Consider the following 15,298-nt stretch of genomic DNA (forward strand, 5'->3'; position numbering starts at 1 on the left):
GCGTGTTCCAGCCCATCAGAGCCTGTCAGGAAAAATCGTGATAATAGTCGAGATACGAGACAATATCGCTGGCCACGGTATTCATGAGGAGAATCTCAAAATCAATGCTCGCCCCGTCGTCTATGGTAAGCACGGTATGCGCCCCGCCGCCCGAACTTTGTACTGTGAAATCTTCGCGAACCAGCGCTGTAGCACCAAATCCGAGCGTGTCGGCATAATAGACGAAATCACGCACCTTGTCCCGTTGCCGGTCGGTTACCGGATTGAAATTGAACAGATCGGCACCGCTGTCACCAAACAACACGTCAAGGCCGCGCCCCCCTGTCAGGGTGTCATTGCCATAGCCACCCTTGAGGCGGTCATTCCCACCGCCACCGAGCATCTCGTCTTCGCCATCTCCACCTAGCAGCACATCATCACCGGCCCCACCGACCAGCTTGTGCGACCCCGGGTCGGTATAGTTCACGCCGTCCTGTACGCGGCTAACAAGCAGATCATTGCCCTTGCCGCCATAGAGTTCGTCGGCACCATCCATTCCAAGCAAGGTGTCATCGCCGTTGCCGCCATAGAGCTTGTCATCGCCATCGCGACCGACAAGCAGGTCGTCGCCGTTTCGGCCCTTTAGCACGTTCGGACCTTCGACCCCCATGATCCGATCGTCGCGCGCGGCCCCGCTCACTTCGAAAACGCCGCTTTCAAACCCATAGGTCCAGCCGTTCATATTCGCGCCGGTGCCGTAAATATTCTGCAGAGCCTGCACATCCAATGGACCAAGCGTGTCGGTCGGGGTCGGCGCCCAGTTGTAGGACATCACGGTCTGGCTGCGAATATCGAGTGCATGCTCCAGTGTGACATCACCACCATGAGTGTGGGACAGACCAACCGCATGGCCGATTTCGTGCAGCAACGTTCCCATACCGTCGCCTGTCAGCTTCTCGCCATTGGTCACGTCGATTACATAGTCACCAACCAGCGAAGTCAGGTCCGTCACATAGGGATAGTTCGCCCAGCCGCCATACCCGGATCCGGTGACGGTGTGCGCATTGATCATGGCCTCGCCGGTGGTCTCGACAAAAGTAAGGCCGGCCACTGCCTCAAACTGCGTTAATGCGGACCGCACGGCGTCTTGTTGCGCGCTCGACATGGCCTGAACCCCACTCGCGGGATAGGCCAGGTCGCCGACAGACGGCAAGGTTGCAGCGGTGTAGAAGCTGTAACTGACGAATACCGGAAACCCGAGATCTTCGGTTGCGTTCCAGCGTCGTTCGTCGGCATCCAGATAGGCAAGGATGGAGGTATAGTCCGATACAACAGGCATTGTTCAGTCCTTTAGACACCACTCACCACCCGTTCAGAGCATACTGTCCGAACGGGTGTGGTTCCAGTCTACTTTGCTCAGGACTGTTCTGGCACCAGGATTTCACGTTTGCCGACGTGGTTGGCGGCGGAAACAAGGCCCTCGTCTTCCATTTGCTCAACCAGACGGGCCGCCTTGTTATAACCGATGGCCAGTTTGCGCTGAATATAGCTGGTCGAGCACTTGCGATCCTGAATTACCACCTGAACGGCAGAATCATAGAGCGCATCCTCGCCGTTGGTGTTGCCGCCAAGGCCCAACACCGCGTCGATATTGCTTTCCTTGTCTTCGTCCGGTCCCTCAACCACGCCGCTCATATAGCTGGGCGGGCCAAACGACTTGAGATGGTTGACCACCTCCTCGACCTCTTCGTCCGAGACAAACGGACCATGACAGCGAGTGATCTTGGCACCCCCGGCCATGTAGAGCATGTCGCCCATGCCCAACAGCTGCTCAGCGCCCATTTCCCCAAGGATCGTACGGCTGTCGATCTTCGACGTCACCTGAAACGAAATCCGGGTGGGGAAGTTGGCCTTGATCGTACCGGTGATCACGTCGACTGACGGGCGTTGCGTGGCCATGATCAGGTGAATACCCGAGGCCCGCGCCATTTGCGCCAGACGCTGAATGCAGGCTTCGATTTCCTTGCCCGCAACCATCATCAGATCCGCCATCTCGTCTACGATAACGACGATGAATGGCATTGCCTCGGGTGCGAATTCCTCGGTTTCGAACACCGGATCGCCGGTTTCATCATCAAAACCCGTCTGGACCGTACGGCTGAACATTTCGCCTTTGGCTAGAGCGTCGCGGACCCGACCGTTATACCCTTCGATATTCCGCACGCCCATTTTGGACATCTTGCGATAGCGATCTTCCATCTCGCCGACGGTCCATTTCAGGGCGACAACTGCCTTCTTGGGGTCGGTCACAACCGGCGACAAAAGGTGTGGGATGCCGTCATAGACCGACAATTCCAACATTTTCGGATCGATCATGATCAGGCGGCATTCTTCCGGCGTCAGCTTGTAAAGCAGACTCAGGATCATGGTGTTGATCGCAACCGATTTACCTGAACCCGTGGTTCCCGCGATCAGCAGGTGGGGCATCTTGGCGAGGTTGGCAACGATGGGGTCGCCACCGATATCCTTGCCCAGTGCCAGTGGCAGGCGCATGTTGCTGTCGCCAAAGTCACGCGCCGCGAGAACCTCGCGCAGAACGCACATCTCGCGGTTTTCATTGGGCAGTTCGATCCCGATGACCGACCGGCCCGGCACGGTGCTGACCCGTGCGGACAAAGCCATCATCGAGCGCGCGATGTCGTCCGAAAGGCCGATCACGCGACTGGCCTTGAGGCCCGGTGCCGGTTCCAGTTCGTACATGGTGACGACGGGGCCGGGGCGCACGCTGACGATCTCGCCCTTGACGCCATAGTCGTCCAGCACGTTTTCCAGCATCCGCGCGTTTTCCTCGAGCGCCTCATCACTCAGGTGATGACGCTTGATCGTGGACGGGCTGGTCAACAGGTCAAGCGGCGGCAGTTCAAAATCGGACGTGCTCTCATCAAAGGCCAATGCAGGTTGTGCCTCGGCCTGTGCGCGACGCGACGGTGCCGGGGCTTTGCGCAGCGGGTTCAGCACCACCTTGCGCGGCTCTGCCACCGGAATTTTTGGCAATTCAGGTTTTGGTGGTTCGGCCAACGGCAGGATATTTTCCGGATCCTCGGCCTCAATCACCGCATCGTCCGGTGCGAGCATGACGGGGTCGATCATGTCGGGTTCATACGCTGCAGGTTCTGGCGAAGCAGACTCTGGCGCATACAACATGGGTTCGGGCGGCAATTCCGCCTGCGCCGACGTCAATGGCGGCTCTTGCCGCAAGCCCGATGGGCGCGATGTATCAAGCAACAGAGGATCAGGGCCACGCCCCCGGCCCTTGGTCAGCGGGCGGGTCGGATCGGGTTTGGGTTCACCCGGCATGATCCGCGAACGGACGGCATCGGCAATCTTGGCCCGGATGCGGTCATCGCCGGGCATGTCATCATACCCGTCAATTTCCTGTGCTTCGACCAATTCCGCCTGCGGCATCGGATCAGCTCGACGGATCAGCGACGGCATACGCGACAGGAATCCGCCACGCTCTTCCGGCTCTTCCTCAATTTCATAGTCATCGCCCATGTCGAGTTCCGGATCATCCGCAACCCGGCGGATGGTAAAGGCGTCGTCGTCCTCATACTCGATGTCCGCACGCGCGACACGACGCTCGGCGAATTGGGCCGCGCGCTCCCGCGCCACGCTGGCGGCCGTAACCGCACCCCGGCCCAGTGCTGCACGCAGCCAGCTATAGCCCATGATCACACCATACAGTGACAGACGCAGACCCCGGCCCACTTCGGCGCGGGTAAACCCGAAAACGTAGGCTGCCAGCGACACCATGCAGATTGCGGTCAGAAACGACATCAGTTTCAGCGCCAGATTTGATCCGATCGGCAACAGTGTCAGCAACACGCCCATGACCGTATCGCCAAACAACCCGCCCAGCCCAAAGCTGTGCGTCGCGCGCCATTCCGCATCCGGCACCAAAGTTGCTGCATAGATCGAGGCCAGCGCGATGGCGATCGGGGCAAAGATCACCCGCCCAACGGCGCAATCTTCCCCCATGTGGAATGCAAAGCGCACGCCCCAGACCAGACAGACCAGCGCAATCCCCCAACTGCCCCAGCCTACAATCATGAACAGCGGTGCAGCGAGCGACGCCCCGAACTGACCCAGCCAGTTCTGCACCGGCGCATCGGTTGACACCATCCAGTTGGGATCATCCGGCGTATAAGAGGCGATCATCGACGCCGCCGCGAGCCCCAGACAGATCAGGACAATCCCCAGCAATTCCTTGCCGCGTTTTTCGATTGCCGCCTGCATGTTGCTATCCAGCAAAGGATCCCGACTGCGTGTGTGATATGCCATAACTACCCTCGATCTACCTGTACAAACAGTCGCGCAGCTGAATCAGCCCGCTCTGTGTGTCGTTTTTTGGAGCCACCATCGCGACCCGTATGTATCCTTCACCGGGGTTTTCGCCCCGTTTTCCCTGCGCCAGATAGGCGCCCGGAAGCACCCGAACCCCGGTTTCCGTCCACAGCTTCAGGGTTGCCGCCTCGCCATCGTCGACCGGCAACCAGAGAAAGAAACCGGCCTCTGGCGTAACGTAGCCCTGAACCGACCCCATAACTTCATCTGCAATGGCGTATTTCTCACGATACAACGCCCGGTTTTCGATAACGTGATCTTCGTCCGCCCAGACCGCCGCCGCAGCCGCCTGCAGTGGCCCCGGCAATGGTGCGCCCGCATAGCTGCGCAGCAATTTGATCTGCTCGATCGTCTTGGGCCCGCCCGCAACAAACCCCGAACGCAGCCCAGGCAGGTTCGAACGCTTGGACAGGGAATGAAAAATCGTAACCCGCTCCGGGTCTGCCCCCATCTCCTGCGCAACTTGCAAGGCGCCTGGTGGCGGTGTGTCACGGTATATCTCGGAATAGCACTCGTCAGCGAAAATGCGAAAATCATACTGCTCGGCCAGCGAGATCAGATTAGCCCAATAGTCCCGATTGGCCACGGCACCCTGCGGATTTGCAGGCGAGCAGACATAGACAATCGCGGTGCGGTTCAACACATCCGCCCCCACCGAGGCATAGTCCGGCAGGTGTCCGTTCGCTGCGGTGGCAGGCACAAAAACCGGCTCTGCGCCGACCGAAATCGCCGCAACCATATAGACCTGATAAAACGGGTTCGGCGTCAGGATCGTCGGTTTCTGGCCGTTTTTCGTCTCGGGGCACAGCGCCATCGCGGCGTTATAAAGCCCTTCTCGCGTGCCATTCAGCGCCATGATCTGACGATCCGGAACCAGCGTCACGCCATAGCGGCGTGCAACCCAATCCGCCATTGCACCACGCAACGCTTCGGCACCCTCGTTCTGAGGGTAGGAATTGAAACCGGCCGCATTCTCGACAATGACATCCGTAACCCATTGAGGAAACGCATGTTTTGGCTCACCAATGGTCATATGCACAATGTCACCGCCGGGCGCGTGAACGTCCAACAGCGCGCGCAGACGCGGAAATGCGTATTCCGGTAGGTTCGAGAACCGTTCGGGTAGATTCATGTTGCTGCCTCAGGTCGGGATCATATTCGCCCCGTTGATAGCAGATTACAGATGCCGTGCGTGTCCGTCCAGACAAAGGGTACCTTGAAACCGGATTTGTGGCTTTCAGGCCAATGCGAGCTCTGCCGCCGCACCAAGCCGCAACAATGCCTCTTCGCCGTTTGGCGCACCCATCAGGGAAATACCGCAGCTCGGCGTGCCTGTCGGCAAGGTCAAGGCGCACACTCCCATCAGGTTGCCGATCCGCGTGTTGCGCAGGGTCAACAGATTTTCGGTCACGTAATACTCTGCATCCGACAGCAACCGCTCCATGTTCGGCGGCAGGTTCGGCGCGGTGGGGCAAAGGATCGCATCAAACCCGGCGGTACGCTCTTGCCAGGCCGCCCTTGCAGCGTGCAACTTTGCCCAAGCGGCGACGTAGTCGGGGCCGGAGAACGTCGCGCCTACGCGGAATCGGTCACGGATCTGGTCATACATCAGGTCCGGGTTTGCCTCGATCACGTCACGCCAGAGACCATAGGCCTCAGCCGTATAGAGAACGCCGCTCAACCCCATCGCATCGGCGAGTTCGGGCACGACAATCGGCTCGACCACGGCACCGGCCTCGGCCAGACGGTTCACGGCCGCATCATAGGCTGCACGCGGGGCATCGCGCAGATCATCCAGCGCCACGGTCTGAAGCAGCCCAAGCCGTCGCCCCTTGATCGATGCGCCTCGCAAATCCGCCGCTGGCCCTGCTTCCAACGCTGCCAGCATCAGCGCCGCATCCTCGACAGTACGGCCCAATGGACCGATGGTATCGAACTTGAGGCACAGCGGCACGACACCCTTAAGGCTGACGCGCCCCGACGTGGTTTTGAGCCCAACAAGATCATTCCACGCCGACGGTATCCGTACTGACCCACCGGTATCCGACCCGATGCCGATGGCCGACAGCCCAAACGCCACGGAGGTCGCAGCCCCGGAGGACGACCCGCCCGGGACGGCATCTGCGTCGTTCACGCAAGGCGGTGTCGCGGTCACCGGGTTGTATCCCAGCCCTGAAAAGGCCAGCTCGCTCATATGGGTCTTGCCAAGACAGATGGTGCCCATCGCCGTGGCGTTGCGCAGAACTTCGCAGTCGGCAGCCAGAACACGGTCTTTCAGCAAAGCCGACCCGGACTCGGTGCCGGTACCGGCGCTGTCGAATAAATCTTTCCAGCTGACCGGAACCCCATCCAAAGGCGACAACCGGCGACCGGCCTGCGCCCGATCCCGTGCGGCGCGGGCCTCTGCCATGGCGCGATCATGGGTTACACGAGCAAAAATTCGGTCGCGCAAAGGGTGCGCATCAATCGCATCAAGATAGGTCTGCGTCAGCGCCACAGGGTCAATATCGCCGCTGGCAATGCCACGCCCAAGATCGCCCGCGCCTTGTGTCAACCAATCCTGCATGTCGCCCTCCGCGTTTCAGTCGCGGCGACCCTAGCGACAGCACCGCGCATGGACAATCCCGCAAGCAAGGTCATATTGCGGATCATGGAAACAGACACCGATATCATCATTGTGGGCGGCGGGCTGAATGGTCCGGCATTGGCGCTGGCGATGGCGCAGACCGGCCATCGGGTCACGGTGATTGACGCCCTGCCCGCCGAGACCCGTGGCGACGCTGCTTTTGATGGACGCGGTTATGCGCTGGCGCTGGCATCCCAGAGGTTACTGTCCCTCATCGGCATCTGGGACCGTGTCGCCGCAGAGGCACAGCCGATGCTAGAGATCAAGGTGACTGATGGCCATGCCGGGCATGGTCCTTCGCCGTTCTTCATGCATTTCGATCATGCCGAGATTGAAGAAGGTCCGATGGGCTATATGGTCGAGGATCGACATCTGCGCCCGGCCTTTCTGGACGCGATGAAGGCGGCAGAGAGTGTTACCCAGATCAACGGCCAATCGGTTGTGGCGCAATCTGTCGATGCGTCAGGTGTTTCGGTGACATTGGATAATGGCAAAGAGGTCGCTGGCCGTATCCTGATCGGATCAGATGGCCGCAGCAGCGGCACCGCGACGCGCGCCGGTATCAAGCGCACGGGTTGGGATTATGGGCAGACCGCGCTGGTCTGCGCTATCGCTCATGAAAAGCCGCATGATGGCATTGCACATCAGTTTTTCATGCCCCCGGGTCCGCTGGCGATTCTCCCTCTGACCGGGAATCGCAGTTCCATCGTCTGGAGCGAGCGCACCGCAGAAGCCAACCGGATCAATGCCCTGGACGACGATGGCTATCTCGCGGCACTGCATCCTCGGTTTGGAGACTTTCTCGGGGAAATCTCGCTGGCCGGAGGGCGATTTACCTATCCGTTGAACCTGACCATCGCCAACCGCTTTATTGACGGCCGGATCGCATTGGTTGGCGATGCCGCGCATGGCGTACATCCGATTGCAGGTCAGGGGCTGAATGCGGGGCTACGCGATGTTGCGGCGCTGGCCGAAACCCTGACGATGGCGGCGCGGCGCGGCGAAGACATCGGCGCGCAAGCGGTGCTCGAACGATATCAGCAGTGGCGGCGGTTTGATACGACGACGCTGGCGCTCGCGACGGATGCGTTCAACCGGCTGTTTTCTAATGACAACGCATTGCTGCGCATGGGGCGGGATTTGGGCATGGGGCTGGTCAACGCGGTTCCCGGCTTGAGGCGCGGTTTTATCCGCGAGGCCGCCGGGCTGACCGGCGATCTGCCGCGTCTGATGCAAGGCAAGCCCATCTGAAGCCGGTTCCCGTCATTCGCAGATTAGCCGGTGCGTTGAAAGAAACCTGGCTGGCGAAACACCTGACGTAGCCTGCGTTCAACGGCATCCGCTTCGCTGGTCTCGACCTGACGGAACGGACGCGATAACAACGCCGCGCGCAGCGATTTTTCGCGTGCTTTCAGCCGCTGGATCTCCAATCGGATATCATCGAGCTCTTTCACGGGTTGGTATGTGATTGTCATATGCCGATCCTCTGTTTGCGAGAACCATCAAACCAGACGATTTCTAAAGCTGGGTTAAATCTCGTGCTCAATCCAGTTGGCGCGCTTCGTCAACCAGCATTATGGGAATGCCATTGCGGATGGGAAAGGCAAGACCGGCTGACTTGGAAATCAGTTCCTGCTTTTCTGCGTCATAGCGCAGCGTCGTCTGAGTCTGCGGGCAGATCAAAGCTTCTAGCATGCGGCGGTCAAACCCTGTTTCGGCGTCAGTCATTGCAGCAATTCCTTGTGTTCGCCGCCACTGCGGAGGGCGTATTCGATCAACGTAACCAGCGTTTCGCGGCGCGTTTCAAGGCTCGGTGCCTCAAGCAAGGCCTGTTTCTCTTCGGGGTCAAAGTTCAGCAGCATCGACAATGAATTGATCAACAGTTCATCCTCGGCCTCTTTGATCGTGTCCCAATCCGTCGACAGTTGCTGTGTCGAGAAATACCGATCCAGCAAAGCGAGAAACTGACCGCGATCAAAGCCGCTGTCAGTTTCGGTCGGGCCGAGATCACGCTCAAACCCGTCCCAGCTGATCTCAAACCGACGATATGGACAAAATCCGTCGTTTTCGGCTTTGGTGCGAAATCGCGAGACGCCGGTCAGCGTAATCATGTACCGACCGTCTTCGGTTTCGGAAAACTGCGTAATCCGCCCGGCACACCCGATGCTATGCACCGCACCTTCTGAACCGGGCAGCGGATTTGGCTGCACCATACCGATGAGGCGTTGTGGCGTTTTCAGGGCATCTTCGAACATCTGCAGATAGCGTGGTTCGAATACATGCAAAGGCAATCGGGACCGGGGCAACAAGAGCGCCCCGGGAAGTGGGAACACGGATAGGGTGTCCGGCAAGTCTGCGGATTTCAACATGCAGATGACTGTAGCTCTGTTGTGGCGTTAGGCAAATATCATTGAGCTGAGTTTCCGCCGTCCGTTCAGAACCACCGGGTCATTGGGTTTGAGCGCATCAAAGATCGTAAAGAGTTGCGTCTTGGCAGCCCCGTCATTCCACTCTCGATCGCTGCGGAAAATCTCGAGCAGTTGATCGACAGCCTGCTGCACTTCGCCGCCCGCATGGAGAGCGAGTGCTAGGTCAAACCGCGCCTGATGGTTGCTGGGGTCAGCCTCGACTGCGGCGGTCAGTTCGGCAATCGGGCCAGCATCAGCGGCCTGACGCGCCAGTTCGATCTGTGCATGCGCCGCTTCAAGCTCGGCGCTGTTGGAAATCTCGGCTGGTGCCCCGTTCAGGATCGCCTCAGCCTGATCCAGATCGTCCATCGCGATATGCGCCCGTACCAGACCACCATAGGCGCCCGCATGCGCTGGCTCTTCGGCAAGGATGGCGGCAAAGGTCTGGGCCGCGTCCGCAACGGCACCATCGGTCAGCATCTCTTCGGCCGCCTCGACGGCAGCGTTCAGCGACTCGCCCGGTGCCTCGCCACCACCCGCCGACACCACACGGTCGACAAAGGCCTTGATTTCGGATTCCGGTTGCGCACCCTGAAAGCCATCAATCGGCTGCCCTTTGTGAAAGGCATAAACCGTCGGGATCGACTGGATCTGCAATTGACCCGCGATCCCCTGCGCTTCGTCTACGTTCACCTTGACCATCTTGACCGCGCCCTTGGCGGCGGTCACCGCTTTTTCAAGCATCGGGCCAAGCGTCTTGCAGGGGCCACACCAGGGCGCCCAAAAGTCAACGATGATAGGGGTCGTCTGCGAGGCGTCGACCACATCCACCATAAAGCTGGCTTCAGTGGTGTCCTTGATCAGGTCCGCGGGCACATCGGTGCCGGTCGATAGTTCAAGCATGTCGTTCTCTCCTTGGAGCTTGGCCCCTATATGAAAGCTGTCGTCACAGAAACCAAGAGGGAACAGGCGCAAAAGTCATGTTTTTAAAGGTCGAACGTCGCAAAGACCGGCGCGTGATCACTGGGTTTTTCCCAGCCGCGCGCATCCCGCAGGACACGGCTCGAGTGCCCGGCCGATGAAATATCCGGCGTCGACCAGACATGATCGAGCCGCCGGCCCTTGTCTGCGTCCGACCAGTCGCGCGCCCGATAGGACCACCAGCTGTACAGCTGCCCATCCGGAATATCCTGACGGGTGATATCGACCCAACTGCCTGCATCCTGTGTTTGCGCGAGCTGCTCAACTTCGATCGGAGTATGGCTGACCACCTTCAGAAGTTTCTTGTGGCTCCAGACGTCATCTTCGCGTGGCGCGATGTTCAGATCACCGACAAGAATGGACTTTTCGGGTTTTTCCGCATGAAACCAATCCCGCATTTCGGTCAGATAATCGAGCTTTTGGCCGAATTTCTCGTTCTGTTCGCGATCCGGCACGTCGCCACCCGCAGGCACGTAGAAATTGTGGATCGTCACCCCGTTTTCCAGCCGCCCGGCAATATGTCGCGCGTGGCCGAGCGCGGCGAAATCCTTGTCGCCGGCGTCTACCATCGGCAGGCGGGACAGGATCGCGACGCCGTTGTATCCTTTCTGCCCGCGGGCCACCATATGGGTGTACCCTAGGGCAGCAAACGCTTCGGTCGGGATTTTTTCGACCGGCGATTTGCATTCCTGCAGACACAGAACATCGGGTGCTTCTTCCTGCAACAGCTTGAGCACGATAGGTTCGCGCAACCGAACCGAGTTGATGTTCCATGTGGCCAGCGAAAAGCTCATTTGCAGGGTCCGATCCTCAGAAAATTTGCGCAAACCTATTCCCGGTGAACCACGGTGGCCAGTGCCAAATGCGTCCTGTCAGAAATCCTGTGCTGGGCCAGAGCGCGAAAAAGGCGTGCGCAAGCGCCGCCGAGTTGAAAGTGAATTTAGGTGGATTGCTCCATCGCATTCGCGGGACCACGGTGTTCCACCGGTCCAGCTCCATGGTCTGAGACAGAGCCGCGATAGAAAGAAGGTTGAGGATCCGGCCAATCGACATTCGAAAATGGTATTGGCTGCGGCGCTCCGGACAAACCTGAACAAAAAAATGGCCGGGTACGAAACCCGGCCAAGTCCAACAGGGAGGTTGTATGTCATTGCCCGGACATACACGGGATAGGTTGACTATAGCGGCGACACGAATGGGTGTCTGTGATCCGCAACAATTATTTCAACCATAACGTGTAACACTAAACATGTAAATAATCCATGTCACGCGACGAGACGATATCCGCCGGATTCGGTCACGAGCAGGCGCGCGTTTGATGGATCCGGCTCGATTTTCTGACGCAGACGATAGATGTGGGTTTCAAGCGTGTGCGTGGTGACGCCCGCGTTATATCCCCAAACCTCGTGCAACAGCACCTCGCGCGCAACAACACCATCGGTCGAGCGGTAGAGAAACTTGAGGATACTGGTTTCTTTCTCGGTCAGCCGAATCTTGCGATCTTCTTCGCTGATCAGCATCTTCATCGACGGCTTGAACGTATACGGACCAAGCTGGAAAACCGCGTCCTCGGATTGTTCGTGCTGGCGCAACTGCGCCCGGATACGGGCCAGCAACACCGGAAACTTGAATGGTTTGCTGACATAGTCGTTTGCCCCGGCATCCAGCCCGAGGATCGTGTCCGCATCACTGTCATGGCCCGTCAGCATCAAAATCGGCGACTTGACGCCCTGTTTGCGCATCAGGCGGCACAACTCGCGACCATCCGTATCGGGCAGACCCACATCGAGAATGATAAGATCGTAAAGCGCTTCCTTGCTGCGCTCCATCGCGGCCTGGCCGTCTCCGGCTTCGAAAACATCGAAATCTTCGGTCAGGATGAGCTGTTCGCTCAGCGCCTCGCGCAGATCGTCATCATCGTCCACCAGCAAGATCTTCTTGAGTTGTGGCATCGGGCATTTCTCCTGTCTGGTCTCGGACGACGTTGCTGCATCTGCATTTCGGATCGCCAAACCAGTCACAAGCAGGCCAGGAAACCGTGAAACTCGATGCCGCGTTGGGCGTCTGTTCTCAATCACAGATGTGTGCGGAAACGTGAGGGAGCAAGAATTGCTGCAAATCTTCACGGTGACGTGTCCCGGACCGCAGAAATGTTTCACATTCTGTCAAATACCGGAACGGCGAAACACCGACACGTAACAATCCCGGCCTTTGATCAGCCAGCATTAACATATTGCGGGCCCCGGCATAAACCGGGGCCCGCTTGTCTGATTGGTCAGTGAACGACTGCATCATCCGGTCTGGGGCGATCGGTCGTTCCCAACCTCTCGCCAATGATGAGACCTTCCGCCCCTGCCGAAACTGGCACGGTGTCACCATCACGGATATCCCCGGCCAAGAGCGCTTCGGCCATTGGGTTCTGCAATGCCCGCTGGATCACCCGCTTGAGCGGACGCGCACCAAACACCGGGTCATAGCCTTCATCCGCGAGCCATTTCTTCGCAGCCTCATCCAGCTCAAGCGCAATCTTGCGCGCGGCCAGACGCTTTTTCAGAAGACCCAACTGGATATCGACGATGCCATCCATATTCGCGCGATCCAAACGATCAAAGATGATTGTCTCATCCAGACGGTTCAGGAACTCGGGGCGGAAATGTGCCCGCACCGCATCCATCACGTCACGCTTGGCCTCGGACGCATCCGCGCCCTCGGGCAATTGGCTCAGCGCCTGCGCCCCAAGGTTGGAAGTCAGGATGATCAGCGTCTGCTTGAAGTCCACAGTCCGGCCCTGACCATCGGTCAGCACACCGTCATCAAGCACCTGCAACAGCACATTGAACACATCCGGGTGCGCCTTTTCGACTTCGTCAAAAAGCACAACCTGATACGGACGCCGCCGGACCGCTTCGGTCAACACACCGCCCTCATCATAGCCGACATAGCCTGGAGGGGCCCCGATCAGACGCGCGACGCTGTGCTTTTCCATGAACTCGGACATGTCGATGCGTACCATCGCGCTGTCATCGTCAAACAGGAATTCTGCAAGCGCCTTGGTCAATTCGGTCTTACCCACGCCGGTCGGCCCAAGGAACAGGAAACTGCCCAATGGACGGTTTTCATCCTGCAATCCGGCCCGCGCACGACGCACCGCATTGGAAACAGCGCGCACAGCAATGTCCTGACCGATTACCCGCTTGTGCAGGCCATCTTCCATGCGCAGCAGTTTTTCCCGCTCGCCTTCCAGCATCTTGTTTACAGGAATGCCGGTCCAACGCTCGACCACCGAGGCGATCTGTTCTGGACGGACCTTTTCCTCGACCATGACACCTTCGGCTTCGCTTTCCTCGGCTTGCTGCAGCTTTTTCTCAAGCTCCGGGATCACGCCGTAAGACAGCTCACCCGCCTTGGCCAGATTGCCTTCGCGCTTGGCGATGTCCAGCTCGGCACGGGCCTGTTCAAGATGTTCCTTGATATCACGCGCACCCGCCAGTTTGTCACGTTCGGCCTGCCATTGCGCCGTCATCTCGGAGGATTTCTCTTGCAGCTCGGCCAGATCCTTTTGCAGGATTTCCAGACGGTCCTTGCTTGCAGTGTCATCTTCAAGCTTGAGCGCCTGTTCCTCGATCTGCAATTGCAGGATCTGACGGTCCAGCTGGTCCAGCTCCTCGGGCTTGGAATCAACCTCCATCCGCAACCGGCTGGCGGCCTCGTCCATCAGGTCGATCGCTTTGTCGGGGAGGAAACGGTCGGTGATGTACCGATGCGACAGGGTCGCCGCCGCCACCAGTGCCGCGTCGGAAATGTCGACCCCGTGGTGCACCTCGTATTTTTCCTTGATGCCCCGCAGAATGCTGATCGTGTCCTCGACCGTGGGTTCCTGAACCACAACAGGTTGGAACCGGCGGGCCAAGGCCGCGTCCTTTTCAACATATTTGCGATATTCATCGAGCGTGGTTGCACCGATACAGTGCAATTCACCCCGTGCCAGCGCCGGTTTGATCAGGTTGGCCGCGTCCATTGCACCATCGGATTTTCCCGCGCCAACCAGCGTATGCATTTCATCGATGAACAGGATGATTTCGCCCGCGGCCTCTGTGACCTCGGTCAGAACTGCCTTGAGCCGTTCTTCAAATTCACCACGATACTTGGCACCGGCGATCAATGCGCCCATGTCCAGCGCCAACAATTTCTTGTCGCGCAGGGATTCCGGCACGTCACCATTGATGATGCGCAGCGCCATACCCTCGGCGATCGCGGTCTTACCCACGCCGGGTTCCCCGATCAGCACAGGATTGTTTTTGGTCCGACGGCTGAGCACCTGCATCGCGCGACGAATTTCCTCGTCGCGGCCAATAATAGGGTCAATCTTGCCCTCGCTGGCCGCCTCGGTCAGATCGCGCGCGTATTTCTTGAGTGCATCGTAACCCTCTTCGGCGGTGGCGCTATCTGCCGTCCGCCCCTTACGGATGTCGTTGATCGCTTCATTCAGTTTTTGCGCGGTGACGTCGCCAGCGTCCAACGCGTCCTTGGCCTTGGATTTGACCATGCACAGCGCCATCAGCATCCGCTCGACCGGCACAAAGCTGTCGCCCGCCTTGGTGGCAATCGCTTCGGCTTCGGCCAGGACCTTGCCGGTGGTGCCATCCATGTAAATCTGGCTCGCATCTCCGCTGACCTGCGGGATTTTTGAAACCGCCAGGTCCACGGCCTCGACTACGCGCGCCGGGTTGCCCCCGGACCGAGTAATCAAGTTGCTTGCCAGCCCCTGATCATCATCCATCAATGCCTTGAGAATATGTTCGGGGGCGAGCCTTTGATGCCCCTCGCGCAGAGCAATGGTCTGCGCTGCCTGCACGAATCCACGTGCACGCTCAGTGAACTTGTTTAAGTCCATCTTTCT

The 15,298-nt window shown here is 58.8% G+C and carries 12 protein-coding genes; 1 reads left to right on the plus strand and 11 read right to left on the minus strand.

Annotated elements, in window-relative coordinates; genetic code table 11:
• Positions 1-25 precede the first annotated feature (25 nt).
• From ABJO75_RS05720 to ABJO75_RS05735, 4 genes are all read right to left on the minus strand, one after another.
• The gene (locus ABJO75_RS05720; protein WP_348135172.1) at positions 26-1,318 is read right to left on the minus strand and encodes a type I secretion protein; all 1,293 of its coding nucleotides are present in this window, start codon (positions 1,316-1,318) and stop codon (positions 26-28) included.
• Positions 1,319-1,395: 77 nt separating this feature from the next.
• On the minus strand, positions 1,396-4,320 hold the full coding sequence (locus ABJO75_RS05725; protein WP_348135174.1) for a DNA translocase FtsK 4TM domain-containing protein: 2,925 nt from the start codon (positions 4,318-4,320) through the stop codon (positions 1,396-1,398).
• Between the two features lie 13 nt (positions 4,321-4,333).
• Positions 4,334-5,515, minus strand: a complete 1,182-nt coding sequence (locus tag ABJO75_RS05730; protein ID WP_348135176.1) for an aminotransferase class I/II-fold pyridoxal phosphate-dependent enzyme — start codon at positions 5,513-5,515, stop codon at positions 4,334-4,336.
• Between the two features lie 105 nt (positions 5,516-5,620).
• Entirely contained in the window at positions 5,621-6,949 is a 1,329-nt protein-coding gene (locus ABJO75_RS05735; RefSeq protein ID WP_348135178.1) for an amidase family protein, read from the minus strand.
• Positions 6,950-6,997: 48 nt separating this feature from the next.
• On the opposite strand from ABJO75_RS05735, the gene ABJO75_RS05740 reads away from it, so the two are divergent.
• Positions 6,998-8,260 carry an FAD-dependent monooxygenase gene (locus tag ABJO75_RS05740; RefSeq protein ID WP_348135180.1) on the plus strand — a complete coding sequence of 421 codons (1,263 nt, stop codon included), beginning with the start codon at positions 6,998-7,000 and terminating at the stop codon, positions 8,258-8,260.
• Between the two features lie 23 nt (positions 8,261-8,283).
• On the opposite strand, the gene ABJO75_RS05745 is transcribed toward ABJO75_RS05740, so the two are convergent.
• The 7 genes from ABJO75_RS05745 to clpB form a co-directional block, all read right to left on the minus strand.
• Positions 8,284-8,484 (minus strand): hypothetical protein, encoded by a 201-nt coding sequence (locus ABJO75_RS05745; RefSeq protein WP_348135181.1) that lies wholly within the window; start codon positions 8,482-8,484, stop codon positions 8,284-8,286.
• Between the two features lie 67 nt (positions 8,485-8,551).
• Positions 8,552-8,737 (minus strand): Trm112 family protein, encoded by a 186-nt coding sequence (locus ABJO75_RS05750; protein ID WP_348135183.1) that lies wholly within the window; start codon positions 8,735-8,737, stop codon positions 8,552-8,554.
• A complete protein-coding gene (locus tag ABJO75_RS05755; protein ID WP_348135185.1) occupies positions 8,734-9,378 on the minus strand; it encodes an LON peptidase substrate-binding domain-containing protein in 645 nt (214 codons plus the stop codon). Before ABJO75_RS05755 ends, ABJO75_RS05750 begins: the two co-directional genes overlap by 4 nt.
• A 27-nt stretch (positions 9,379-9,405) precedes the next feature.
• Positions 9,406-10,320: a thioredoxin gene (gene trxA / locus ABJO75_RS05760; protein WP_348135187.1), complete on the minus strand. Its 915-nt coding sequence runs from the start codon at positions 10,318-10,320 to the stop codon at positions 9,406-9,408.
• Between the two features lie 83 nt (positions 10,321-10,403).
• On the minus strand, positions 10,404-11,192 hold the full coding sequence (locus ABJO75_RS05765) for an exodeoxyribonuclease III (protein ID WP_348135189.1): 789 nt from the start codon (positions 11,190-11,192) through the stop codon (positions 10,404-10,406).
• Between the two features lie 471 nt (positions 11,193-11,663).
• The gene (locus ABJO75_RS05770; RefSeq protein WP_348135191.1) at positions 11,664-12,350 is read right to left on the minus strand and encodes a response regulator transcription factor; all 687 of its coding nucleotides are present in this window, start codon (positions 12,348-12,350) and stop codon (positions 11,664-11,666) included.
• 323 nt (positions 12,351-12,673) lie between these two features.
• The gene (gene clpB, locus ABJO75_RS05775; RefSeq protein ID WP_348135192.1) at positions 12,674-15,292 is read right to left on the minus strand and encodes an ATP-dependent chaperone ClpB; all 2,619 of its coding nucleotides are present in this window, start codon (positions 15,290-15,292) and stop codon (positions 12,674-12,676) included.
• Positions 15,293-15,298 lie beyond the last annotated feature (6 nt).

The organism is Sedimentitalea sp., assembly GCF_039973035.1.
Taxonomy (GTDB): domain Bacteria; phylum Pseudomonadota; class Alphaproteobacteria; order Rhodobacterales; family Rhodobacteraceae; genus Sedimentitalea.

Bases quoted from the DNA above. Each gene is read 5' to 3' on its own strand.
- trxA (WP_348135187.1), bottom strand. From the start codon at position 10,320: ATGCTTGAACTATCGACCGGCACCGATGTGCCCGCGGACCTGATCAAG.
- ABJO75_RS05735 (WP_348135178.1), bottom strand. From the start codon at position 6,949: ATGCAGGATTGGTTGACACAAGGCGCGGGCGATCTTGGGCGTGGCATT.
- ABJO75_RS05770 (WP_348135191.1), bottom strand. From the start codon at position 12,350: ATGCCACAACTCAAGAAGATCTTGCTGGTGGACGATGATGACGATCTG.
- ABJO75_RS05720 (WP_348135172.1), bottom strand. From the start codon at position 1,318: ATGCCTGTTGTATCGGACTATACCTCCATCCTTGCCTATCTGGATGCC.
- clpB (WP_348135192.1), bottom strand. From the start codon at position 15,292: ATGGACTTAAACAAGTTCACTGAGCGTGCACGTGGATTCGTGCAGGCA.
- ABJO75_RS05755 (WP_348135185.1), bottom strand. From the start codon at position 9,378: ATGTTGAAATCCGCAGACTTGCCGGACACCCTATCCGTGTTCCCACTT.
- ABJO75_RS05725 (WP_348135174.1), bottom strand. From the start codon at position 4,320: ATGGCATATCACACACGCAGTCGGGATCCTTTGCTGGATAGCAACATG.
- ABJO75_RS05765 (WP_348135189.1), bottom strand. From the start codon at position 11,192: ATGAGCTTTTCGCTGGCCACATGGAACATCAACTCGGTTCGGTTGCGC.
- ABJO75_RS05730 (WP_348135176.1), bottom strand. From the start codon at position 5,515: ATGAATCTACCCGAACGGTTCTCGAACCTACCGGAATACGCATTTCCG.
- ABJO75_RS05740 (WP_348135180.1), top strand. From the start codon at position 6,998: ATGGACAATCCCGCAAGCAAGGTCATATTGCGGATCATGGAAACAGAC.
- ABJO75_RS05745 (WP_348135181.1), bottom strand. From the start codon at position 8,484: ATGACAATCACATACCAACCCGTGAAAGAGCTCGATGATATCCGATTG.
- ABJO75_RS05750 (WP_348135183.1), bottom strand. From the start codon at position 8,737: ATGACTGACGCCGAAACAGGGTTTGACCGCCGCATGCTAGAAGCTTTG.